At 71.8% G+C, this 22737-nt stretch carries 22 protein-coding genes; 16 read left to right on the top strand and 6 right to left on the bottom strand.

Annotation, left to right across the window (positions count from 1 at the left end):
• The first annotated feature begins 5 nt into the window (after positions 1-5).
• Together AC07DW_RS13075 and nudC are read left to right on the top strand one after the other, a co-directional pair.
• Positions 6-1412, top strand: coding sequence for a dipeptidase (locus tag AC07DW_RS13075; protein ID WP_478857727.1), 1407 nt, complete (start codon positions 6-8; stop codon positions 1410-1412).
• Between the two features lie 88 nt (positions 1413-1500).
• Entirely contained in the window at positions 1501-2448 is a 948-nt protein-coding gene (gene nudC / locus AC07DW_RS13080) for an NAD(+) diphosphatase (protein ID WP_478857728.1), read from the top strand.
• Positions 2449-2461: 13 nt separating this feature from the next.
• Here the strand turns inward: nudC and AC07DW_RS13085 are convergent, their stop codons facing one another.
• Positions 2462-2704 (bottom strand): mycoredoxin, encoded by a 243-nt coding sequence (locus AC07DW_RS13085; RefSeq protein WP_064068479.1) that lies wholly within the window; start codon positions 2702-2704, stop codon positions 2462-2464.
• Positions 2705-2860: 156 nt separating this feature from the next.
• Here AC07DW_RS13085 and AC07DW_RS13090 point away from each other — a divergent pair, with 156 nt between their 5' ends.
• From AC07DW_RS13090 to AC07DW_RS13110, 5 genes are all read left to right on the top strand, one after another.
• On the top strand, positions 2861-5074 hold the full coding sequence (locus AC07DW_RS13090) for an ATP-dependent DNA helicase UvrD2 (protein WP_478857729.1): 2214 nt from the start codon (positions 2861-2863) through the stop codon (positions 5072-5074).
• Positions 5075-5243: 169 nt separating this feature from the next.
• Positions 5244-5576, top strand: a complete 333-nt coding sequence (locus tag AC07DW_RS13095; protein ID WP_478857730.1) for a hypothetical protein — start codon at positions 5244-5246, stop codon at positions 5574-5576.
• 170 nt (positions 5577-5746) lie between these two features.
• Entirely contained in the window at positions 5747-6124 is a 378-nt protein-coding gene (locus AC07DW_RS13100; protein ID WP_478857731.1) for a WhiB family transcriptional regulator, read from the top strand.
• Complete coding sequence (locus tag AC07DW_RS13105; protein ID WP_478857732.1) at positions 6121-6447, top strand: hypothetical protein; 327 nt, start codon at positions 6121-6123, stop codon at positions 6445-6447. The genes AC07DW_RS13100 and AC07DW_RS13105 overlap by 4 nt, the downstream gene beginning before the upstream one ends.
• Before the next feature lie 104 nt (positions 6448-6551).
• Complete coding sequence (locus AC07DW_RS13110) at positions 6552-6749, top strand: hypothetical protein (protein WP_478857733.1); 198 nt, start codon at positions 6552-6554, stop codon at positions 6747-6749.
• Between the two features lie 88 nt (positions 6750-6837).
• Here AC07DW_RS13110 and AC07DW_RS13115 read toward each other — a convergent pair whose 3' ends face one another.
• The gene (locus AC07DW_RS13115) at positions 6838-8211 is read right to left on the bottom strand and encodes an ABC1 kinase family protein (protein ID WP_478857734.1); all 1374 of its coding nucleotides are present in this window, start codon (positions 8209-8211) and stop codon (positions 6838-6840) included.
• A 63-nt stretch (positions 8212-8274) separates the two neighbouring features.
• Entirely contained in the window at positions 8275-9417 is a 1143-nt protein-coding gene (locus AC07DW_RS13120) for a ThiF family adenylyltransferase (RefSeq protein ID WP_478857735.1), read from the bottom strand.
• A gap of 221 nt (positions 9418-9638) precedes the next feature.
• Here AC07DW_RS13120 and AC07DW_RS13125 point away from each other — a divergent pair, with 221 nt between their 5' ends.
• The 4 genes from AC07DW_RS13125 (at position 9639) to AC07DW_RS13140 (ending at position 13449) form a co-directional block, all read left to right on the top strand.
• Complete coding sequence (locus AC07DW_RS13125) at positions 9639-10214, top strand: M48 metallopeptidase family protein (protein WP_478857736.1); 576 nt, start codon at positions 9639-9641, stop codon at positions 10212-10214.
• Between the two features lie 110 nt (positions 10215-10324).
• Positions 10325-11983, top strand: coding sequence for a TerD family protein (locus tag AC07DW_RS13130; protein ID WP_478857737.1), 1659 nt, complete (start codon positions 10325-10327; stop codon positions 11981-11983).
• A gap of 11 nt (positions 11984-11994) precedes the next feature.
• A complete protein-coding gene (locus AC07DW_RS13135) occupies positions 11995-12675 on the top strand; it encodes an AIM24 family protein (protein WP_336318939.1) in 681 nt (226 codons plus the stop codon).
• Between the two features lie 18 nt (positions 12676-12693).
• Complete coding sequence (locus AC07DW_RS13140; RefSeq protein WP_478857738.1) at positions 12694-13449, top strand: AIM24 family protein; 756 nt, start codon at positions 12694-12696, stop codon at positions 13447-13449.
• A gap of 93 nt (positions 13450-13542) precedes the next feature.
• On the opposite strand, the gene AC07DW_RS13145 is transcribed toward AC07DW_RS13140, so the two are convergent.
• Entirely contained in the window at positions 13543-14115 is a 573-nt protein-coding gene (locus AC07DW_RS13145; protein ID WP_478857739.1) for an NUDIX hydrolase, read from the bottom strand.
• Positions 14112-15497 (bottom strand): zinc-dependent metalloprotease, encoded by a 1386-nt coding sequence (locus tag AC07DW_RS13150; RefSeq protein ID WP_478857740.1) that lies wholly within the window; start codon positions 15495-15497, stop codon positions 14112-14114. The genes AC07DW_RS13145 and AC07DW_RS13150 overlap by 4 nt, the downstream gene beginning before the upstream one ends.
• A 190-nt stretch (positions 15498-15687) precedes the next feature.
• Between AC07DW_RS13150 and AC07DW_RS13155 the strand changes: the two genes are divergently transcribed.
• The 4 genes from AC07DW_RS13155 (at position 15688) to AC07DW_RS13170 (ending at position 18848) form a co-directional block, all read left to right on the top strand.
• Positions 15688-16821, top strand: a complete 1134-nt coding sequence (locus tag AC07DW_RS13155) for an SDR family oxidoreductase (protein WP_478857741.1) — start codon at positions 15688-15690, stop codon at positions 16819-16821.
• A gap of 103 nt (positions 16822-16924) precedes the next feature.
• On the top strand, positions 16925-17386 hold the full coding sequence (locus tag AC07DW_RS13160) for a molybdenum cofactor biosynthesis protein MoaE (RefSeq protein ID WP_478857742.1): 462 nt from the start codon (positions 16925-16927) through the stop codon (positions 17384-17386).
• 126 nt (positions 17387-17512) lie between these two features.
• Positions 17513-17683 carry a hypothetical protein gene (locus AC07DW_RS13165; RefSeq protein WP_189553019.1) on the top strand — a complete coding sequence of 57 codons (171 nt, stop codon included), beginning with the start codon at positions 17513-17515 and terminating at the stop codon, positions 17681-17683.
• A 76-nt stretch (positions 17684-17759) separates the two neighbouring features.
• Complete coding sequence (locus tag AC07DW_RS13170) at positions 17760-18848, top strand: YlbL family protein (RefSeq protein WP_478857743.1); 1089 nt, start codon at positions 17760-17762, stop codon at positions 18846-18848.
• A 157-nt stretch (positions 18849-19005) separates the two neighbouring features.
• Here the strand turns inward: AC07DW_RS13170 and AC07DW_RS13175 are convergent, their stop codons facing one another.
• Positions 19006-19560 (bottom strand): PPA1309 family protein, encoded by a 555-nt coding sequence (locus tag AC07DW_RS13175; protein WP_478857744.1) that lies wholly within the window; start codon positions 19558-19560, stop codon positions 19006-19008.
• A gap of 138 nt (positions 19561-19698) precedes the next feature.
• On the opposite strand from AC07DW_RS13175, the gene AC07DW_RS13180 reads away from it, so the two are divergent.
• Positions 19699-22665 (top strand): UPF0182 family membrane protein, encoded by a 2967-nt coding sequence (locus tag AC07DW_RS13180; protein WP_478857883.1) that lies wholly within the window; start codon positions 19699-19701, stop codon positions 22663-22665.
• Positions 22666-22737: the final 72 nt, after the last annotated feature.

The following is a 22737-nucleotide window of genomic DNA, read 5'->3' on the forward strand; positions in this document are numbered from 1 at the left end:
GGGGCATGAGCGAGACCCCGGACAGCGCCGTCCAGACCGTACGCGGGTACATAGACCAGCACCGCGCCGCCTTCCTCGACGACCTCGTCGAGTGGCTGCGCATCCCGTCCGTGTCGGCGCAGCCCGCGCACGCCCCGGACGTACGGCGCAGCGCCGAGTGGCTCGCGGCCAAGCTCCGGGAGACCGGGTTCCCGGTCGCGGAGGTGTGGGAGACGGACGGTGCCCCGGCGGTCTACGCCGAGTGGCCCTCCGGCGAGGAGGGCGCGCCCACCGTCCTGGTCTACGGGCACCACGACGTCCAGCCCGCCGCCCGCGAGGACGGCTGGGACACCGACCCCTTCGAGCCCGTGATCCGCGGCAACCGGCTCTACGCGCGCGGTGCCGCCGACGACAAGGGCCAGGTGTTCTTCCACACCCTGGGAGTGCGCGCGCACCTGGCGCTGACCGGCCGCACCGCCCCCGCCGTCAACCTCAAGCTGCTCGTGGAGGGTGAAGAGGAGTCCGGCTCCCCGCACTTCCGGGCGCTGGTCGAGCGTCACCGCGACCGGCTCGCCGCGGACGCCGTGGTGGTCTCGGACACCGGTATGTGGTCGGAGACGACGCCCACCGTGTGCACGGGGCTGCGCGGCGTCGCCGACTGCGAGATCGAGCTGCACGGCCCCGACCAGGACATCCACTCCGGTGCCTTCGGCGGCGCAGTGCCCAACCCGGCCACGGTCGCCGCCCGTCTGGTGGCCGCGCTGCACGACGAGAACGAGCGGGTGACGATCCCCGGGTTCTACGACGACGTCGAGGAGCTGACCGACGCCGAGCGCGCGCTGATCGCCGAGCTGCCGTTCGACGAGGCGTCGTGGCTCGCCAACGCCGCCTCGCACGGGACGCTCGGCGAGGCCGGGTACTCCACCCTGGAGCGGGTGTGGGCCCGCCCGACCGCCGAGGTCAACGGCATCGGCGGCGGCTACCAGGGTCCCGGCGGCAAGACGATCGTCCCCGCGTCCGCCCAGCTGAAGCTGTCGTTCCGCCTGGTTTCCGGCCAGGACCCCTACGTGATCGAGGCGGCCGTACGCGACTGGGTCGCCGCCCGTGTCCCGGGCGGCATCCGCCACAAGATCACCTTCGGTGCGCCGACCCGGCCGTGCCTGACGCCGCTCGACCACCCGGCCCTCCGGTCGGTCGTCCGGTCGATGAGCCGGGCCTTCGACGGCGCGAAGATCCGCTTCACCCGCGAGGGCGGCTCCGGCCCCGCCGCCGACCTCCAGGACGTACTGGACGCGCCGGTGCTGTTCCTGGGCATCTCCGTGCCGTCCGACGGCTGGCACGCGCCGAACGAGAAGGTGGAGCTGGACCTGCTGCTCAAGGGTGTGGAGACCGTCGCCCACCTGTGGGGCGACCTGCCCGGCGCCCTGCGCTGAGCCGTACCCCGCCCGAAGGCACCCCGCCGAGAGGCGCCCCGCTGAACAGACACCAGGAGAACCCATCCACGGGGGAGTTGGAAGCACAGTGAGCACCATCAGTAACGAGGCCGGGCACCGGCCGATCGGCCTCACCGCCCCGAGCGGCATCGACCGCGCGGCCCACCACCGTCTCGACGAGGCGTGGCTGGCCGCGGCGTGGAGCCACCCCACGACCCGGGTCTTCGTCGTGTCGGGCGGCCAGGCCCTGATCGACGACACCCCCGACGGACGCACCGAACTGGTCATGACCCCGGCGTTCGAGGCGCCGGTCACCGAGACCCACCGGTACTTCCTGGGCACCGACGAGGAGGGCGTCCGCTACTTCGCGCTCCAGAAGGACTCCCTGCCGGGCCGCATGGACCAGTCCGCGCGGCCGGCCGGGCTGCGCGAGGCCGGGCTGCTGCTGTCCCCGCGCGATGCGGGGCTCATGGTGCACGCGGTGGCGCTGGAGAACTGGCAGCGGCTGCACCGCTTCTGCTCGCGCTGCGGCGAGCGCACGGTCATCGCCGCCGCCGGCCACATCCGCCGCTGCCCGGCGTGCGGCGCCGAGCACTACCCGCGTACCGACCCGGCGGTGATCATGCTGGTGACGGACGAGGAGGACCGGGCGCTGCTGGGCCGGCAGGTCCACTGGCCGGAGGGCCGCTTCTCGACGCTGGCGGGCTTCGTGGAGCCGGGCGAGTCGATCGAGCAGTCGGTGGCCCGCGAGGTCTTCGAGGAGGCCGGGGTGACGGTCGGCGAGGTGGAGTACGTCGCCAGCCAGCCGTGGCCGTTCCCCTCCAGCCTGATGCTGGGCTTCATGGCGCGGGCCACGTCGTCGGAGATCGAGGTGGACGGCGACGAGATCGAGGAGGCCCGCTGGTTCTCCCGGGAGGACCTGCGGGCCGCGTTCGAGTCCGGCGAGGTCCTCCCCCCGTACGGGATCTCGATCGCGGCCCGTCTGATCGAGCTCTGGTACGGCAAGCCGCTGCCGAAGCCCGGGAACGTGGCGTAGCGCCGGTCGCCGGTCAGGCGCCGATCTTCTGCTTCACCTGGGCCAGCGAGGGGTTCGTCAGGGTCGTCCCGTCCGCGAAGAGGACGGTCGGGACGGTCTGGTTGCCCCCGTTGGCCTTCTCCACGAACGCGGCCGACTCCGGGTCCTGCTCGATGTTGACCTCGGTGTACGCGATGCCCTCCCGGTCCATCTGGCTCTTCAGCCGCCGGCAGTAACCGCACCACGTCGTGCTGTACATCGTCAGGCTGCCCTGCATCGTCTGCGCTCCTCGGTGTCGCTGGGGATGGTGCCTCGGGGCACCAGGAAGCAGAACGTACATCCCGGCGCCACCATTCCCGGACAAGTACGACCGGGGGGCCGGGCCTGTGGACAACCGTCCCGGCCGCCCCGGGCGACCTGGCAGCATGGCAGGGTGACAGCAGCAACGCACTCCACTCTCTTCCCGCAGGTCCCGGGGCCGAGCCAGTTCCTGGCCCCGCCCCGGGACGCCGACGCGGTGCTCGACGGGCTGGACCCCGAGCAGCGCGAGGTGGCCACCGCCCTGCACGGTCCGGTGTGCGTGCTGGCGGGCGCCGGCACGGGCAAGACTCGCGCGATCACCCACCGCATCGCGTACGGCGTCCGCGCGGGCATACTCCAGCCCAGCAGTGTGCTGGCCGTCACCTTCACCAACCGCGCCGCCGGCGAGATGCGCGGCCGGCTGCGGCAGCTCGGCGCGGGCGGCGTCCAGGCGCGGACGTTCCACTCGGCCGCCCTCCGCCAGCTCCAGTACTTCTGGCCGAAAGCCGTCGGTGGTGAGCTGCCCCGGCTGCTGGAGCGCAAGGTCCAGCTGGTCGCCGAGGCGGGCGCTCGGTGCCGTATCCGGCTCGACCGTAACGAGCTGCGGGACGTCACGAGCGAGATCGAGTGGGCGAAGGTCACCCAGACCGTCCCGGCGGACTATCCGGCGGCAGTCGCCAAGGCGCTGCGGGACGCCCCGCGCGACCCCGCGGAAATCGGCCAGATCTATGCCATGTACGAGCAGCTGAAGCGAGACCGTTCGGCCATCGACTTCGAGGACGTCCTGCTGCTGACCGTCGGCATCCTCCAGGACCGGCACGACATCGCCGACCAGATCCGCCGCCAGTACCAGCACTTCGTGGTGGACGAGTACCAGGACGTCTCCCCGCTCCAGCAGCGCCTCCTCGACCTGTGGCTCGGCGACCGCGACAGCCTGTGCGTCGTGGGCGACGCCAGCCAGACGATCTACTCCTTCACCGGCGCCACCCCCGACCACCTGCTGAACTTCCGCACCCGGCACCCGAACGCCACCGTGGTCAAGCTGGTCCGCGACTACCGCTCGACACCCCAGGTCGTCCACCTGGCCAACGGGCTGCTCGCCCAGGCCCGCGGCCGCGCCGCCGAGCACCGCCTGGAGCTGATCTCCCAGCGGGACCCGGGCCCCGAGCCGGTCTTCGCCGAGTACGCCGACGAACCGGCCGAGGCCGAGGGCACCGCCCGCCGGATCCGCGACCTGATCGCCGCGGGCGTCCCGGCCGGCGAGATCGCGGTGCTCTACCGGATCAATGCCCAGTCGGAGGTCTACGAGCAGGCCCTCGCCGACGCCGGCGTGCCCTACCAGCTGCGCGGCGCCGAGCGCTTCTTCGAGCGCGCCGAGGTACGGGAAGCGGGCGTCGCCCTGCGCGGCGCCGCCCGGGCCGGCGGCAACGACTCCCTGCTGGACGACGCCGAGGACCTGCCCTCGCAGGTGCGGGCGGTGCTGTCCACCAAGGGCTGGACCACCGAGCCGCCGACCGGTTCGGGAGCCGTCCGGGACCGCTGGGAGTCCCTGGCGGCGCTGGTCCGGCTGGCCGAGGACTTCGCGCGTGCCCGGCCCGGGGCGACCCTCGGCGACCTGGTCGCGGAACTCGACGAGCGGGCCGCCGCCCAGCACGCCCCCACCGTGCAGGGCGTGACCCTCGCCTCGCTGCACTCGGCGAAGGGGCTGGAGTGGGACGCCGTGTTCCTCGTCGGCCTCACCGAGGGCATGATGCCGATCACCTACGCCAAGACCGACGAGCAGGTCGAGGAGGAACGCCGCCTGCTGTACGTGGGCGTCACCCGGGCCCGGCTCCACCTCTCGTTGTCCTGGGCGCTCGCCCGCTCTCCGGGTGGCCGCGCCTCGCGCCGCCCGACCCGGTTCCTGACCGGCCTGCGCCCCGGCTCCGCCGCGCCGGGGGCCCGCACCCCGGGCGGCGGCGCCGGCATCGAACGCGGCGGCGGTGCGGCGGCGGTGGCCCGGCGCGGGCGCCGCGGCCCCGTGCGGTGCCGGGTGTGCGGCGCGACCCTCACCGACGCGGGCGAGATGAAGCTGATGCGCTGTGAGGACTGCCCGTCCGACATGGACGAGGCCCTGTACGAACGGCTCCGGGACTGGCGCTCGGAGCAGGCCAGGCAGCTCGGCCAGCCCCCGTACTGCGTCTTCACCGACAAGACCCTGATGGCGATCGCCGAGACCGTGCCGGCCGACGACGGCGAGCTGGCCCGCATCTCCGGCGTCGGCGTCCGCAAGCTCGGCCGCTTCGGCGCCGATGTTCTCGCCATCTGCGCAGGCCAGGACCCCGGTGAGGGGGGTGGGGAGGACTGATCCGAACTCGTCGAAAAAATAGTTTGCGCACGCCCCGTCAAGCCCCATAGGTTCTTAACCACGGAAACAGCGGCTTCTCCGAAGCCCTGTCTTCGTGCTGTACTTATCCGAATACGCGCGGGGCCGGTTCCGACCGATCCCCCAGAGACGCCGAGAGGAGGCGATTCCAGTGATCAGCATCAACAGCAGCTCCGTCAGCACCACCGCCAAAATGACCGATCGCGCGGTCGTCTCCGCCTGCTCGCTCGGCCTCTCCGGTTCGGCGCTCCTCGGCACCGGTCTGCCCGGCTTCGCCGCCGTGCGCCCTGCCACTCTCCTGGCGGCTCTGCCCGTCCGGGAGCGGAGTGAGCGACCGACCAAGGCACTGGAAGCAGGAGTAGCAGCAGGCAAGGCCCAGGCCTATGCCTTTGCGGCGACCGGTGCCGAAACCAAGACGCAGACCCAGCAGCACCACACGATGTGGGCCTTCCGTGGGCTCGAACCCTGGAGTGATCCAGCCTGATCCATGATCAGGCCGGCGCCTTCAGGGCCGCGGAACCCCACCCGGGATCCGCGGCCCTTCTGTTTTGCCCGAACGGGCGAGGCGGAGCGAAGGGGCCTCGGGACGACGCAGTACCCGGTACCAGCCCACCGGCCAACAGGCCGGACCGACCAGACGAGGAAAACGAAACCGTGCAACTCGAAGCGCACGCCCCGTCCGTACCGCCTTCCGAAACGATCCCCCCGCCCGGCCTCACGGAGGACTCCGCCTTGACCCCCCTCGCCCCCCTCACCGCGCTCACCGCGCTCGACGACGCCATCGAGAACCTCGGCGTACCCGTCCCCTGCCGCTCGTACGACCCGGAGGTCTTCTTCGCCGAGTCGCCGGCCGACGTCGAGTACGCCAAGTCGCTCTGCCGCACCTGCCCGCTCATGGAGGCCTGCCTCGCCGGCGCCAAGGAGCGGCGCGAGCCGTGGGGCGTGTGGGGCGGTGAGCTTTTCGTCCAGGGCGTGGTCGTCGCCCGCAAGCGGCCGCGTGGCCGCCCGCGCAAGAACCCGGTCACGGCATGAACGTCCGAGCCGGAACCATCGACCGCCCCCTCACGCACGATCCCCAGAAGCAGGCCCCGATGACCTCTTCCACCAGCGAGCCGTCCGGCTCCGCGAACCCAGCCTTCAGCACCTTCGACGCGACCGTTTCGCGTCAGAACAGGAACCGTGAAATGCAACTCATCCAAGAAGCCCTGGCTCGTGCGCATATGCATCAGCGCATGGCGGAAGCCGACGCGGAACGCCAGGCCATGCGCCTGGTCGCCGCCCGGCGCATGCAGCGCCGCGCCGAGCGCGTGTCCCTGCGGGCCCGCCGCGCGCTGGCCATGGCCGTCATGAACTAGTGCCGACGCGGCACTGACCACCAAGCGGGGACCGCTCCTGACGGGCCGGTCCCCGCCGTGCGTTGCGCGCTGCCCGGACCGCGCGGCGGGGTTATCGTCCCGTAGTGAACGAGCGGACTTCTCCCCCCACACAGCCGGGTGCGCGGAGCGTGGTGTGTTCCCGCTGCGGCGCGACGGCCGACGGCCACCCGGTGACCTGGACCTGTTCCGTGGAGAACGGCGGCCGCCTCTACTTCTGCGACGACTGCGCCCGGGCCCACCTGAGAGCCATCGAGAGCAGACTCGACTCCTCCTCGTGGTGATCCCTGTCACCGCCCGCGTGGCCGGCCCGCACGGAAGCGGGCCGCTTGGACCGGGCGCCGCACGGGCCGGCCACGCCCCGGGGCGCGGTCAGGCGTGCGCCTTCGCGGGTGCCGGATCGGCGTCGTCCCCGGGCAGGAAGCCGGGCAGCCACGACTCCAGTTCGTCGCGCATCCGGACCGTCGCGTTCAGCTGGCACAGCACCCCGATGGTGCTCAGCGTCACCCGGTGGATCAGCAGATACGACGGCGGCAGGTTGAGCTGCTTGCCCAACTGGTGCGCGGGCGAGCGTATATCGGCGAGCCGGGCGGCCTGGCCGCGTATCCACTCGCGGCTGAAGGTGAACTCGTCGGCCTCCGCCGGCTCGACGATCGGCAGGAGGTACTCCAGGACGGCGTCCGGGTCGAGGTCGATGGTCTCCTTCACGAACCCTTCGCCACGGAGCAGTTCGTAGACCCCCTCCGAGTCGCCCTCCAGGGCAAGCCGCAGTGAGGCACCGATGGTCTCCGGCAGGCCGCCCGGCAGCCGGTCCACGGTACCGAAGTCCAGCACCCCGAGCCGCCAGCCCGCCACGTCCTCCTCGTCCCCGTCGGGCAGCAACCGGAAGTTCCCCGGGTGGGGGTCCGCGTGCAGCAGGCCCGTCCTCGCAGGCCCCGAGAAGAGGAACCCGGCGAGCAACTGCCCCGCCCGGTCGCGCTGCTCCGGAGAACCGTCCGCGATGATCGTCGACAGGGGTATCCCGTCGAGCCACTCGGTCACCAGCACTTGGTCGGACTGGTGCACCACACCCGGCACCACCACATCCGGATCGTCCGCGAACACCTCGGCGTGCGCCCGCTGGGCCTCGGCCTCCAGGCCGTAGTCCAGTTCCTCGGCCACCCGGTCCCGCAGCTCGGTGATCAGCGGCTTGATGTCCATGCCCGGCACCAGCGGCCCCAGCATCCGGGCGAACCTGCTCAGCTGCGTCAGGTCCGACAGCAGAGCCTCACCCGCGCCCGGATACTGCACCTTGACCGCCACCTGGCGCCCGTCGTGCCACACGGCCCGGTGCACCTGGCCGATCGACGCGGCAGCCGACGGCTTGTCCTGGAACTCCAGGAACAGCTCGCGCCACTCCTCGCCCAGCCGTGCCTCAAGCACGGAGTGGACCGTCCGGGTCGGCATGGGCGGGGCCGCCTCCTGGAGCTTGGTCAGCGCCGCCCGGTAGGGACCGGCCATCTCCTCGGGCAGCGCCGCCTCGAAGACGGACAGTGCCTGCCCGAGCTTCATCGCGCCCCCCTTCAGCTCCCCCAGCACCCGGAAGAGCTGATCCGCCGTGCGCTGTTGCAACTCGCGGGACACGATCTCCGCGGACTTGCCCCCGATCCGCTTGCCCAGCCCCCATGTGGCCCGGCCGGCGAAGCCCAGGGGCAACGCGGCCAACTTGACGGTACGGGTTACCGCCTTCCGGGGTAGATCAGACATGCGCCCCTCCAAATCCCAGATGCCGTGCCGCGTTTGCCGTAGGCGTCGCTTCGTCGGCCGCGGTTACCCCGCCATTGTGTCCTGCCCGCTCTCGGGCCCCGAGGCGCGCACCCCCTCCGGTCGCCGGCCCGCCCCGCAGGGACAGCCGGCATGGGGCGCCATCCGTTCCGAGCGCCACTCCAGCAACGGCAGCGACGCCTCCCAGCGGGCACCGGTGCTCGCGGGAAGCTCCCCGTCCAGGAAGGACACCGCATGCGCCGCCGCGAGCCCCGCCACCGCGGCCGCCAGTCCCTGGTCGCACGCCGGCACCCTGCCGCGCCGCCCCGAACGCCACTGCGCCAGCATCCGCGGCCACGCCGGGTCCCGGTCGGACCGCTCCAGCTCCACACACCCCGCGCAGGCCGTGCCACCGGGCAGCACCAGTGGGCCCACCACGCCCGTCGCCTCGATCACTCCCGCGTACAGATGAGGGGTACCGGTGGCCACCCACTCGTCGGCGGGCACCGGGTCGGGGGCGTACGCCGCCAGTCCGTCCCGAGGGGCGACCACCACCAGCGACAGCCCCGGCTCCGACCCCGCCCGGCCGTCCCGCTCCGTCCGCGCGGCACGACCGCCCGGGGCCGACCGCCCCACCAGGCGCCGGGCCGCCGCGTCGCGCCGCTCACCGACCGCCTCGGCCGGCAGCCCGCCGGGCGCCACGTCCCACGGCTCGACCCGGTCACCGTCCCGCACCTCCACCCGGCCCACGCCCGACGCCGACAGCAGAGCCGCGATGCCCGCACCCACCCGCCCCGCTCCCCGCACCTGCACCCGCATGCCCCGCCGCGCCGCCAACCGCCGTGCGGCACCGCCCGGTTCGCGGTGCACGACGGACAGCGCCCCCAGATCGGCGCGCAGCCGGTCGAGCGCGCCGCCCTCCCGCCGCAGCGCTTCGAGCGCCGGGTCGCCGGCCGCGGCGTCGTCCAGCAGCCCCGCCTCCCCCAGCCGGTCCAGCAGCGCCTCCAGCCGCCCGTCCGGCAACCCCAGCGCCCGCGCCTCCTCACGCAGCAGGTCCAGCCCCCGCGTCCCGTCGAACAGGGTGAGCAGACTGCCCGTCGTCGTGTCCACCGGACCGACCACCACCGCGTGCGCAGGCGCCGCCCCGAACTGCACGAACTGCAGATTCCGCCAGGCGCGCCGCAGCGCCGGCTTCAGCATCGGATGCATATCCGCCCCCTGTGGTCCTCGTCGACAGCCGGTGATCTCCGGTGAGCCACGACGGTCTTGTCGATCTCCGGCGTCAGAATGCCCGGCACCGGCGCCGGCGGTGAAAAGTTGTCCACAGGTGCAGAGCATTAGTCGTTCAAATGGTGCAGCCTGTGGACGGATCACACCCGAACCGATCCAGGGGCGGGACTTCCCCTGCTGACAGCGGGTAACGTCGGGGCGTGCCCGCCGACCCTCAGCGCAGTCCGACAAGCGACCCGCCCCGCAGCGCCGGGACGCGTGCGGTCGAGGTCCGCAGGAGCTCCCGGCGCAACCGGACCGTCTCCGCCTACCGCGAGGGCGACCGGACCGTCGTGCTCATCCCCGCCCGGATGTCGGAGGCGGAGGAACGGCGCTGGGTGAACGTGATGCTGGACAAGCTCGCCGCCCAGGAGAGCAAGCGCATGCCCGGCGACACGGAGCTGGCCGAGCGGGCGGACCGCCTGTCCGCCCAGTACTTCGGCGGCCGGGCGCGGCCGACGTCCGTGCGGTGGGTGACCAATCAGAACACCCGCTGGGGCTCCTGCACCCCGGCGGAGGGCAGCATCCGCCTGTCGCACCGCCTGCAGGGCATGCCCGAGTACGTGGTGGATTACGTCCTCGTCCACGAGCTGGCCCATCTGCTGGTGCCCGGCCACGGGCCCAGGTTCTGGCGGTTGCTGGAGGCGTACCCCCGCACCGAACGGGCCCGCGGCTATCTCGAAGGGGTCGTCGCGGCGGCTCGGCTGCCGCACAGCCCGACCGCTCGCGGAGAGTGACATTCGTCAGTCCTGTACCGAAACAGTCCCGACTTGGCTCATTGTCGTCGCCAGCCGTTAGCCTGGCGCGACGCATTGGAAAAGTCGGGATGGGGGACGGTCGGTTACGCATGGCCAGGGAATTCCAACGGGGCCACAAGGCCAAGATCAGCGATCTCACACCCGGAACCGATCTGTACGTGGGTGTACAGATCACCGCTCCAGGTCTGACCTTCGACATCAGCTGCTTCGGCCTCGACGCCGATGAGCAGCTCTCGGACGACCGGTATTTCGTCTTCTTCAACCAGCCGAAGTCGCCCGAGGAGTCCATCCAGCTGCTCGGCGCGCAGGCCGGTGACACCGAGTCCTTCCGCGTCACCCTCGACCGCGTCCCGCCGCACATCCACAAGCTGTCCTTCACCGCGACGATCGACGGCGCCGGACAGATGTCCCAGGTGGGGCCCGGTCACCTCCGTATCGTCGCGGGCGGCGAGGAGGTCGCCCGGTACGCGTTCGACGGTTCGGAGTTCAGCACCGAGCGCGCCGTGATGCTCGGCGACTTCTACCTCAAGGACGTATGGCGGTTCGCCGCCGTCGGGCAGGGCTTCGACGGCGGGCTGGAGGCGCTGCTGAAGAACTTCGGCGGCGAGGTGGCCGAGGAGGAGCCGGCCGCGCCGCAGCAGCCGGCGCCGTCCGCGGCGCCGTCCTTCGCGCCGCCGCCGTTCGCCGCGCCCGGCACGCCCGCCGCGCCGCAGCCCGCGCCGTCGTTCGGCGCCCCCGCGGCACCGGCCCCCGCGGCACCGGCCCCCGCCCCGGCGCAGCCCGTGCACACCGCGCCGACGCTCGCCGCGCCCATGGCGCCGGTCGCGCCGACCCCGCCGCACGGCGCCCCGGCCCCGTACGGCCAGCCGCCCCAGCAGCCGGCCCCGCCCCAGCAGCCGCAGTACGGCCAGGTCCCGGGCCAGACCCCGCCGCACGGCGCCCCGTCGCCCTACGGCCAGCCCGCCCCCTACGGCCAGCAGCAGTACGCCCCGCAGCAGTACGCCCAGCCGTACGGACAGCAGCCGCCCGTGGGCATGCCCCCCGGCGGGATGCCGCCCGGCATGCCGCAGGGCGTTCCGCAGGCCGGTGCCGGGCTGGAGGCCGCACTCCAGAAGTACCGGGAGACCGCCACCGGCCAGCGCTGGACGCCGCAGAACCAGCACCTCATGCGGGTCGACCTGGCCATGGGCGGCGCCCCCGTGCTGGCCCGGCAGGGCAGCATGGTCATGTACCAGGGCAAGGTCGACTTCGGCTACAAGGGCGCCGGTTTCTCCGGCCGTATCGTCGGCAACGCCACGGGCCAGGAGATGCAGCTGATGCGCTGCACCGGACGCGGTCAGGTGTTCCTCGCCGAGAACGGTGCCCATCTGCACCCCATCGAGCTCCAGGGCGACGGCATCTGCGTCTCCGCCGAGAACGTCCTCGCCTTCGACGAGTCGCTGCAGTACGAGGTCCGTCGCATCGAGGGCCACGGCATCCCCGGCGGGGCGCTGTTCACCATGCAGTTCCAGGGCACCGGCACCGTCGTCGTGAAGACGCACGGCGTCCCGGTCGTGCTGCCCGTCACCCCGACCACCTTCGCGGACTGCAACGCGGTCGTCGCCTGGTCGGCCGCCTCCCAGGTGATCCTCTCCAGCCAGGTCCGGCTGCGCCGGAACGCCTACCCGGGTCACAGCGGGGAGACCGTCAACCTCCAGTTCCGGGGTGCTCCCGGCAACTTCATCGTCGTCCAGCCCTACGAGGTCTGAGGGAGCCCGAAATGAACCAGCAACTCGCGGGCTACGCCCCGACCCCCGTCGCGGCCCGGATGGAGAACCACGGCCGCCACATGCTCAAGGTCGCCATGGCCTCCGGCCAGGACCTGTACGCGCGCACCGGCTCCGTCGTCGCCTACGAGGGCTTCGTGCAGTACGAGCCGAACCCGCCCGCCGTCCGCCAGATCGCCTCCCAGTGGGTGACCGGCGAAGGCGCGCCGGTCATGAAGTGTTCCGGTGACGGGCTGCTCTACCTCGCCGACTACGGCGCCGACGTCGTCGTCATCAACCTCGACAACGACGCGCTCTCCGTCAACGGCACCAATGTGCTGGCCTTCGACGCCCACCTCCAGTGGGGTGCCGAAAGGGTCAAGGGCATGGCCAAGTTCGCCGGGCAAGGCCTGTGGAACGTCCAGTTCGCCGGCACCGGCTGGGTCGCCCTGACCTCACGCGGCACCCCGATCGTCGTCGACTGCGGCCGGGGCGAGGACGAGACGTACGTCGACCCCGACGCGCTCGTGGCGTGGTCGCCGGCGCTCAAGGTCAAGGGGAAGCGCAGCTTCAAGGCCTCCTCCCTCATCGGGCGGGGCAGCGGAGAGGCGTACCAGATGGCCTTCTCGGGACAGGGCATCGTCGTCGTACAGCCGAGCGAGGACAGCACCGACCGCCTGCGGGTCCGGGGCTGAGGGGGAGTGAGAACAACCATGCAGAGCCCGCTTTTCAGCAACACCGAACAGCAGAGCCAGGAGCGGTACGTCGTACAGAACCCGCAGCTCCTGCGGGTGGCCCTGACCGGCCACGACGACGTCCTCGCCCGCAAGGGCGCCATGGTGGCGTACCAGGGTCTGATCGACTTCGACGGCGAGTACCGGAACAACAACCAGCGCCGCGCCCGCGCCAGCACCGGTGAGGGCCTGGACCTGATGCGCTGCTCAGGGCAGGGCACCGTCTACTTCGCCAACCTGGCCCAGTACATCCACGTCGTGGACGTCGACCAGGAGGGTATGACGGTCGACAGCTCCTACGTGCTGGCGCTGGACTCCACCCTGCACACCGAAGTGATCGCCGTGGACAGCCAGTACGGCATCTCCGGGTCCGGCAAGTACCAGCTGAACATCTCCGGCCGGGGCAAGGTCGCCCTGATGACCTCCGGGCAGCCGCTGATGATGCAGGTCACGCCGGACAAGTACGTCAACGCCGACGCCGACGCGATCGTCGCCTGGTCGTCGTCGCTGCGGGTCCAGATGCAGGCGCAGACCCACTCCTCCAACGTGCGCCGCCGCCGCGGCACCACCGGGGAGGGCTGGGAACTGAGCTTCCTCGGCCAGGGCTTCGCGCTCGTCCAGCCCAGCGAGGTCATGCCGCCGCAGGACGCCGGCATCGGGCAGGGCCTCGGCGCCCAGTTCGGCGTCGGCCAGCACGGCGCCCACGCCCAGAACCAGAACAACGCCTGGAACTGACGGGACCAACGAGTGAGGGGCGGTCGCCTTCCGGGTGCCGCCCCTCACTGGTGGGTGGCGGTCGCCCTGCGAGGACCGCCACCCACCCCCGTCCTAGAACGCCGCCCGGGCCGCCTCGACCAGCCGCACGACCGACGCGTCGGCCACGGCCGCCACCTCCTCGTACCCGAACCAGCGCAGGTCCAGCGACTCCTCGCTGATCGCCGCCACCGCGCCCGGCGGAGCGACCGCCACGTACTGCACATCGAGGTGCCAGTGGCAGGGCGCCGGGATCGGGTGCCGGTCCAGCCGCACCGGCCCGACCGTCGCCCGGTCGCCGCCCCTCGTCGGCGCGCCGCGCGCTGCCCCTGCCGATGGCAGCAGCGTCAGCCCGGTGATCCCGGACTCCTCCGTGGCCTCCCGCAGCGCCGCCCCGGCGACCGTCCTGTCACCGGGCTCGCAGTGGCCGCCCATCTGCAGCCACATGCCCAGCTTCTTGTGCAGGGTCAGCAGGACCCGGCCGCGCGGCGGGTCCACCACCAGCGCGCTGGCCGTCAGGTGCCCGGCCCCGCACGCCTTCCACATCCCGTCCGGATGGGCCGCGAGGTGGTCCAGATAGACCTGCCGCAGCTCCGGCTGGTCCTCGTACTCCTTCAGTACGCGGACGGCGTCATCGTGCAGGCTCACTTGTCGGAGTCGTCCTCGCCCTGGTCGCGCTCGTCCTGCCCGGCGGCCTCGCCGAGCATCTTGTCGAGCTCCGAGAAGTCCAGGTGCTCGCGGTGGACGAAGCCGTCCGGGTCGTCCAGGTCGGACGCCGTCGGCAGCATGTCCGGGTGCGCCCACAGGCCGTCACGGCCGTCGACACCGCGCGCGTCCGTGAGCGACGCCCACAGCCGCGAGGCGTCCCGCAGCCGGCGCGGCCGCAGCTCCAGACCGATCAGGGTGGCGAACGTCTGCTCGGCGGGTCCGCCCGACGCGCGGCGGCGGCGCAGCGTCTCGCGCAGCGCGCCCGCCGACGTCAGGCGGCTCTTGGCGGCCTCGTGCACCACCGCGTCCACCCAGCCCTCGACCAGCGCGAGCGCCGTCTCCAGGCGCGCCAGCGCGGCCTTCTGCTCCGGCGTGTCCTCCGGCTGGAACATGCCCTGCTGGAGAGCTTCCTGGAGCTGCTCCGGGTTGGACGGGTCGAGCCCGCCGACCGCGTCCTCCAGCTTGCCCGTGTCGACCTTGATTCCGCGGGCGTACCCCTCGACCGCGCCGAACAGGTGCGAGCGCAGCCACGGCACGTGGGCGAAGAGCCGCTGGTGAGCGGCCTCGCGCAGGGCCAGGTACAGCCGAACCTCGTCCTGCGGCACTCCGAGGTCCTTGCCGAACGCCGTCACGTTCAGGGGCAGCAGCGCGGCCTTGCCGGCCGGCCCGAGGGGCAGTCCGACGTCGGTGGAGCCGACCACCTCACCGGCCAGGGCACCCACGGCCTGGCCGATCTGCTGGCCGAACATGGCGCCGCCCATGGAGCGCATCATGCCGATCAGCGGGCCCGCCATGGCCTGCATCTCCTCCGGCAGTACGTTGCCCATGGCCGCGCCGACCTGCTCGGCGACCGGGTCCACGAGCTGCTGCCAGGCCGGCAGCGTCGCCTCGACCCACTCCGCCCGGCTCCACGCCACGGCGGTGCCCGCCCCGGACGGCAGGGACGTCACGCCGTCCAGCCACAGGTCGGCGAGGCGCACGGCCTCCTCGACGGCCGCCCGCTCGGCGGGGCCGACGCTGGCGTCCTTGGTGCCGTCGGGCGTGCCCTGGGAGACCGTCTGGCGGGCGATCTGCTTGGCCATGTCCCAGTTGACGGGACCGCCCTCATAGCTCAGCATCTGGCCGAGCTGCTGGAAGGCCGCCCCCAGGTCCGTGGGGTTCAGCGAGCCGAACATCGCGGCGAACGGGTTGTCCCCGCCCATGCCGCCGAACCCGAAGGGGTTGCCACCGGCACCACCTTCGGCAGGTCCCTTCTTCTTGCCTTCGTCGCCGTCCTCCGGCTCCTCCGGCGGAAGGCCGAATCCGAATGGGGTGTCACTCACGGGGTTCCTCGGCTCGTAGGGCCGCCGGCTTCCTGCCGGCGGCGGCTGCCCGACAACACCACCAGCGTAGACATCCGAGCCGGATGTGGGCTCGGTGCTCCGCCGGCGCATGGCCTGGGGCAGGATGGACGCCACCTGGTACGTACGCGTCATACACGTACGTACTGAAGACAACCGCTGGAGACGCCCGGTGAGTTCCCCAGATCCACAGGTTCCCGCAGCGCACGACGCTGAAGTTCGCCAGAGGCGAAACAACTCGACCCAGTCCGCCGGCCGCGGCCCCGTCGTCGCGGTCACCGGTGCCGCGTCCGGCGTCGGCGACCTGCTCACCCGGCGCCTCGCCGCGTCCGACGAGGTCAAGCAGGTCATCGCCATCGACGAGCGCCGGGGCGAGGTCCCCGAGGCGCACTGGCAGATCCTCGACGTGCGGGATCCGGCCATCGCCGAGAAGCTGCGCGGCGCCGACGTCGTGGTGCACCTGGCACTCGACCTCGACCTGGAGACCGACGCGGCCGCCCGTACGGCGTACAACGTGCGGGGGACCCAGACCGTCCTGACCGCGGCCGCCGCGGCGGGCGTCCACCGGGTCGTGCTGTGCACCTCCGCCATGGTGTACGGGGCCCTGCCCGACAACGACATCCCGCTCTCCGAGGACGCCGAGCTGCGGGCCACCGCCGAGGCCACCGGTGTGGGCGACCTGCTGGAGATCGAGCGCCTGGCGCGCCGCGCGCCCCGCGCGCACCCCGGCCTGAACGTCACGGTGGTGCGCCCGGCCGTCCTCGTGGGCGGCACGGACACGGCACTCACCCGGTATTTCGAGTCGCCCCGGCTGCTGGTGGTCGCCGGATCCCGGCCGGCCTGGCAGTTCTGCCACGTCGAGGACCTGGTCAGCGCGCTGGAGTACGCGGCGCTGGAGAAGGTGGAGGGCGAGTTCGCGGTCGGCTGCGACGGCTGGCTGGAGCAGGAGGAGGTCGAGGAGCTGAGCGGCATCCGCCGCATGGAGCTGCCCTCCGCGGTGGCGCTGGGCGCCGCCGCCCGGCTCCACCGGATCGGGCTCACCCCCTCACCGGCCGGGGACCTGGCGTACACGATGCATCCGTGGGTGGTGAGCGTCGGGCGGCTGCACGACGCCGGCTGGCGGCCGGGGTGGACCAACGAGGAGGTCCTCGCCGCGCTCCTGGAGGAGGTCGAGGGCCGCCACACGGTCGCGGGCCGCCGCCTCGGGCGCAAGGACGCCACGGCGGCGGGTGCCGCGGGCGCGACGGTCGCCCTGCTGGGCACCGCCGCCCTGGTACGCCGGGCCCGCAAGCGCCGGGGCTTGTAGGGCTCCCGCGGCGGGGCTCTGTAGGAGGCTCCAACGCGCGCGTGGCCGGGCAGGGCGAAAACGCTATTCCGCGATGTCAGTGCCGTGCGGCACGATGGGCTGCATGGCACCCACGTACGACCACCCCGGCGAGCGCGCGGCGGCGGATCCGATCCGGCTGCTGGCGATCCGTGACACCCCGCTCTCCCTCGACGAGGTCTTCCGGGCGGTCGGTGACGACGCGGCCGGAGGGACCGCCCTCTTCGTGGGCACCGTGCGCAACCACGACGGTGGTGCCGACGTCGACGCCCTCGGGTACTCGCGGCACCCCACCGCCGAGGCCGAGCTGCGCCGGGTTGCGGAGAAGGTCGTCGCGGACTATCCGGTGCGTGCCCTCGCCGCCGTCCACCGGGTGGGGGAGCTGACCATCGGCGACCTGGCCGTCGTCGTCGCGGTGTCGTGCCCGCACCGTGCGGAGGCGTTCGAGGCGTGCCGCAGGCTGATCGACGACCTCAAGCACGAGGTGCCGATCTGGAAGCACCAGCGCTTCTCCGACGGCACGGAGGAGTGGGTCGGCGCCTGCTGAGCCGATCCGGACGGTGGGCAAGCGTCCGATTTGCGTAACCGGACCCCTGGCGTGAGCGTTGAACCGGCGGATGGTTAATCTGCTGATCAGTCAGTGCGTTGTGCTCACTGGGGACGGGAGGTCGCGATGGCAGTTCTCGCCTGGTTGCTGATTCCGCTGTTCGCTGCCATCGGAGCCGCGATATGGGGGAGCTGGGCCTCACGGGACCGGACCACCGGTGACGTGGCCGAGCTGGCCGGTTACGCGCGCTTCCGCGAGGTGATGGAGAAGTCCCACTCGGGCAGCGGCACGGTCTGAACCCCCCTGGCGCGCGTCCCCCCGGACGGACCGGCCCCAGGGGTGCACGGACGGACGCGTCCCGTACTGTCGTTCCATGCCACGCCGCACCGCGACGATGCTCGCCTCCACCCTCGTCCTGATCGCGCTGCTCTGCGCGGGTGTGTTCTTTCCGGTGCCCTACTCGGAAATGAGCCCGGGGCCGACGGTCAACACGCTCGGTGAGGCCGATGGCGAGCCGGTGCTGCAGGTCTCCGGTCACAAGACCTACCCCACGTCCGGGCACCTGAACATGACGACGGTCAGGGTCACCGGTGCGGACTACCGGATGAACCTGGTCGAGGCGGTCCACGGCTGGCTCGCGCACGACAGCGTCGTGGTGCCGCACGACACGCTGTACCCGAACGGCAAGACCGAGGAGCAGTCGACCCAGGAGAACGCCGAGGAGTTCAGCCAGTCCCAGGAGAGCGCGAAGGTCGCCGCGCTCGGGCAGCTGGGCATTCCCGTGGCGTCCCGGGTTGTCGTCTCCTCCGTGCAGAAGGACAGCCCCGCCGAGGGCACGCTGCACGCGGGCGACGTCGTGAAGGCCGTGGACGGTACGCCTGTCAAGGAGCCGCAGGACGTGGCGAAGCTCGTCACCAAGCACAGGCCGAAGGAGCGGGTGGTCTTCACCATCGTCCCGGCGAAGGACGCGGCGGCGGCCGAGAAGGCGGGCCGACAGCCCACCACCACCCAGCGGGTCACCATCACCACCAGGACGTCCGACGAGGGCGACCGGGCGATCGTCGGCATCCAGGCCGGGACGGACCACACGTTCCCGTTCACGGTGGACATCAAGCTCGCCGACGTGGGCGGCCCCAGCGCCGGCCTGATGTTCTCTCTCGGGATCGTCGACAAGCTGACCCCGGGTGACCTCACGGGCGGCAGGTTCGTCGCGGGCACCGGGACGATCGACGATGCGGGCAAGGTCGGCCCGATCGGCGGTATCGAGATGAAGCTGGTCGGCGCGCGGAACGCGGGCGCCAGGTACTTCCTGACGCCGGCGGACAACTGCGCGGCCGCCGCCTCCGACACGCCGGACGGGCTCACCCTGATCAAGGTGAACACGATCAAGGACGCGGTGGCGTCGCTGGAGAAGGTCCGCAAGGGCGCCACGTCCGGCCTTCCCCGCTGCTCGACCGGCTGACCCGAAGCACCGCCGCCCCGGCCGCGCGGCCCGTGCGTCCGAGGCGGCGCCGGCCGCCCGGCCGGGACGTGCCCCGGCGGGCGGGACCGGGCCGGGGCGGGCCTCCACGAACCGGGTCTCGACGAACCGGGCGGGACAGCGGGAGCGGCCCGGGCGGTCAGGCGAAGGTCGCCGCGAGGGCTTCCGCCAGGCCCGGGACCAGGTCGGCGCCGGTCAGGACCTCGGTGGGGGAGTCCTTCTCCCGCAGCCGGAGCGCCGACTCGCGGGCCCCGTCGCGCAGGACCGCCACCGTCATGCGGACCTCCTGGCGGTCCGGGTGGGCGCCGACCCACCTGGCGAGGCCCGCCTCGTCGAGGCCGTCCGGGACGGAGGCCTCCGCGGACGGCGGGAGCATCAGCCGCTCCACCGTCATCGCGCAGCCGACCACGGCGTCCGGCCAGGCGATGGTGCCGAGGAACTCGTCGAGCGGCCGGCCGGCCGGGATCTCCTCCTGCTCGATCGGGGTCAGCGGGGCGGCGGCCTCGTCGGAGCCGAGGCGGAGCTGGGCGGCCAGCCGCGGCTCCTGGGAGCGCAGCCGCGCGGTGTCGACGAGGGCGAACAGCCGGGCCGGCTGGTCCCAGCCGAGGCCGGACGCGTACTCGTCGATCTCGAGCACCGCGCGGGTCAGCGGGCTGGCGGCCATCGGGGGGCCTGAGGGGGAAACGTTGGACATGGTCAATATCCTGCCTCCTTTCGACCCCGGAACGGGAACTAGGTAAAGCTTCAGTAAGTTGCATCAGTGGGCTCTACGATCGCTGGGCCTGCTACACCACACGACCGCGAACTCGAGGGGCGCACGTTGGCTTTCCAGATGCCGGACCGCGGCGGAGGCCCGACCGGGCCACGGATCAGAGTCGGCCGGCCGTCCCGGCGGGCCCGTACCTTGCTCATGACACTGGGCGTCCTGGCCGTACTGGCCATGATCTTCGTCATGTTCGCCGGGTTCTGGACGGACTGGCTGTGGTACAGGTCCGTCCATTACTCGTCCGTCTTCACCACCACCCTGTGGACCAAGATCGGCCTGTTCGCCGTCTTCGGCCTGCTGATGGCCGTGGCGGTCGGACTGAACATCTGGCTCGCGCACCGGTTGCGTCCGCCGCTGAGCGCGATGTCGCTGGAGCAGCAGAGCCTCGACCGGTACCGGATGGGGGTCGCCCCGTACAAGAAGTGGGTGCTCCTGGCGATCACGGCCCTGATCGGGCTGATCGCGGGTGCCTCCGCCTCGGGGCAGTGGCGCACCTGGCTCATGTGGGTCAACGGGGTGCCCTTCGGCCAGAAGGACCCGCAGTTCGGGCTGGACGTGTCGTTCTTCGCGTTCGACCTGCCCTGGTACCGGTTCCTGCTGGGCTTCGGGTTCGCCGCGACCGTGCTGTCGCTGATCGCCGCGGCCCTGACGCACTACCTGTACGGCGGGCTGCGCATCACCAGCCCCGGTGCCCGCGCGACCGCCGCGGCGACCGGGCACCTCTCGGTCCTGCTGGGCGTCTTCGTCTCGCTGAAGGCCGTGGCGTACTGGCTCGACCGGTACGGCCTGGCCGTGAAGTCCAGCGACTTCAAGGCGACCGGCAACTGGACGGGCCTGCGGTACGTCGACGCCAACGCCTACCTCCCGGCGAAGACGATCCTGTTCTGCATCGCGGTCATCTGCGCCGTGCTGTTCTTCGCCACGCTGTGGCGGCGGACCTGGCAGCTGCCGGTGATCGGCTTCGGCCTCATGGTCCTGTCGGCGATCCTCATCGGCGGGCTCTACCCGGCGATCGTGCAGAAGTTCCAGGTCCAGCCGAACGAGCAGGCCAAGGAAGCGCCGTACATCGAGAAGAACATCGACGCGACCCGCAAGGCGTACGACATCGACCAGACGAAGCCGGAGAACTACTCCGGCAAGTCCACGGTCAAGGCCAAGGACCGGCTGCGCGCGGACGCCGACTCGGCGGCCAGCTACCGGCTGGTCGACCCGAACATCGTGTCGCCGACCTTCCAGCAGCTGGAGCAGCGGCGGAAGTACTACCAGTTCCCGACCACGCTCGACGTCGACCGGTACCAGGGCAAGGACACGGTCATCGGTCTGCGTGAGCTGAACATCAAGGGCATCCCGAAGCGGAACTGGATCAACGACCACTTCACCTACACCCACGGCTACGGCGCGATCATGGCCACGGGTACGGCGACGGACGCCAACGGCTCTCCGGTCTTCACCGAGTCCGGCCTGCCCACCAGCGGCCAGACCAAGAAGTACGAGCAGCGGATCTACTACGGCGAGAAGACCGAGCAGTACTCGATCGTCGGCGGGCCGCAGAAGGAGCTCGACTACGAGGAGAACGGCGAGAAGACCACCAGCTACCGGGGCAAGAGCGGGGTCAACCTCGGCAACGCGTTCAACCGGGCCGCGTACGCCGTGGCCTTCAGCGAGCCGCAGATCCTCTACTCGGGCGCCATCGGCGACGGCTCGCGGATCCTGTACAACCGCACGCCCAAGCAGCGGGTGGAGGCGGTCGCCCCGTGGCTGACCATCGACGGCGACGCGTACCCGGCGGTCATCGGCGGCCGGATCCAGTGGATCGTCGACGCCTACACGACGACGAACGGCTACCCGTACGCGTCCCGCACGACGCTGGGGGACACCACCACGGACTCCCTCACCGCCGGGAACCAGACGCGCGCGGTGGTCGCCCAGCAGAACCAGGTCAACTACATCCGCAACTCAGTGAAGGCCACCGTCGACGCGTACGACGGCACGGTGAAGCTGTACCAGTGGGACACCAAGGACCCGGTCCTCAAGACCTGGATGAAGGCGTTCCCCGGCACGGTCGAACCGAAGAGCGCCATCAAGGCGGACCTCCGGGAGCACCTGCGCTACCCGCAGGACATGTTCAAGGTCCAGCGTGAGCTGCTGACCCGCTACCACGTCCAGGACGCCGCCCAGTTCTACAGCGGCAGCGACGCCTGGCAGGTGCCGGACGACCCGACGAACAAGGACGGCAACGCGGTACCGCCGTACTACCTGAGCATGAAGATGCCCGGGGACACCAAGCAGGAGTTCGCGCTCACGACGACGTTCACGCCGAACGGCCGGCCCAACCTGGGCGGCTTCATGGCGGTCGACGCCGACGCCAACAGCGAGGACTACGGCCGGATAAGGCTGCTCAGGGTCACACAGGACGTGCCGGGCCCCGCGCAGGTGCAGAACAAGCTCAACAGCCTGCCCTCCGTGGCCCAGTTCGTCCGCGACCTCAAGGGCGCCGACTCCGACATCCAGTACGGCAACCTGCTGACGGTGCCGCTCGACGGCGGCTTCCTGTACGTCGAGCCCATCTACGCGCAGGGCCGCAACGCGCTCTACCCGCTGATGCGGAAGGTGGCCGTGTCGTACGTCGACGCGGACCAGCCGGAAGGCGACACGACCAAGGACACCACCGTGTTCGAGGACAACCTCGCCCAGGCGCTGAACGCGGTCTTCGGGGTGGACGGTGACACGCCCCCCACGCCGCCGAGCGATCCGACCAAGCCGCCGGTCACCGGCGAGGCCGCGCTGGCCCAGGCGATCGCGGATGCCCAGAAGGCGTTCGCGGACAGTGAGGCCGCTCTGAAGAAGGGCGACTGGACCGCGTACGGCAAGGCGCAGGACGAGCTGGCCGCGGCGTTGCAGCGGGTCGCGGGGGCGGACGCCCAGCGCAAGGCCGACTCGGACAAGAACGCCGACAAGCCCGCGGCCGGAGCGGCCAAGCCCGCGCCCGGAGCGGGTACGGCCGGAGCGGGCAGGCCCGCCTCGGACGGCTGATCCACGGCGGCCCCCTGCCCGTCCCGGGGCGGGCAGGGGGTCCTCCCAGGCGTGATACGGTAGTGACACAAC

The organism is Streptomyces sp. NPDC045701 (assembly GCF_056432045.1).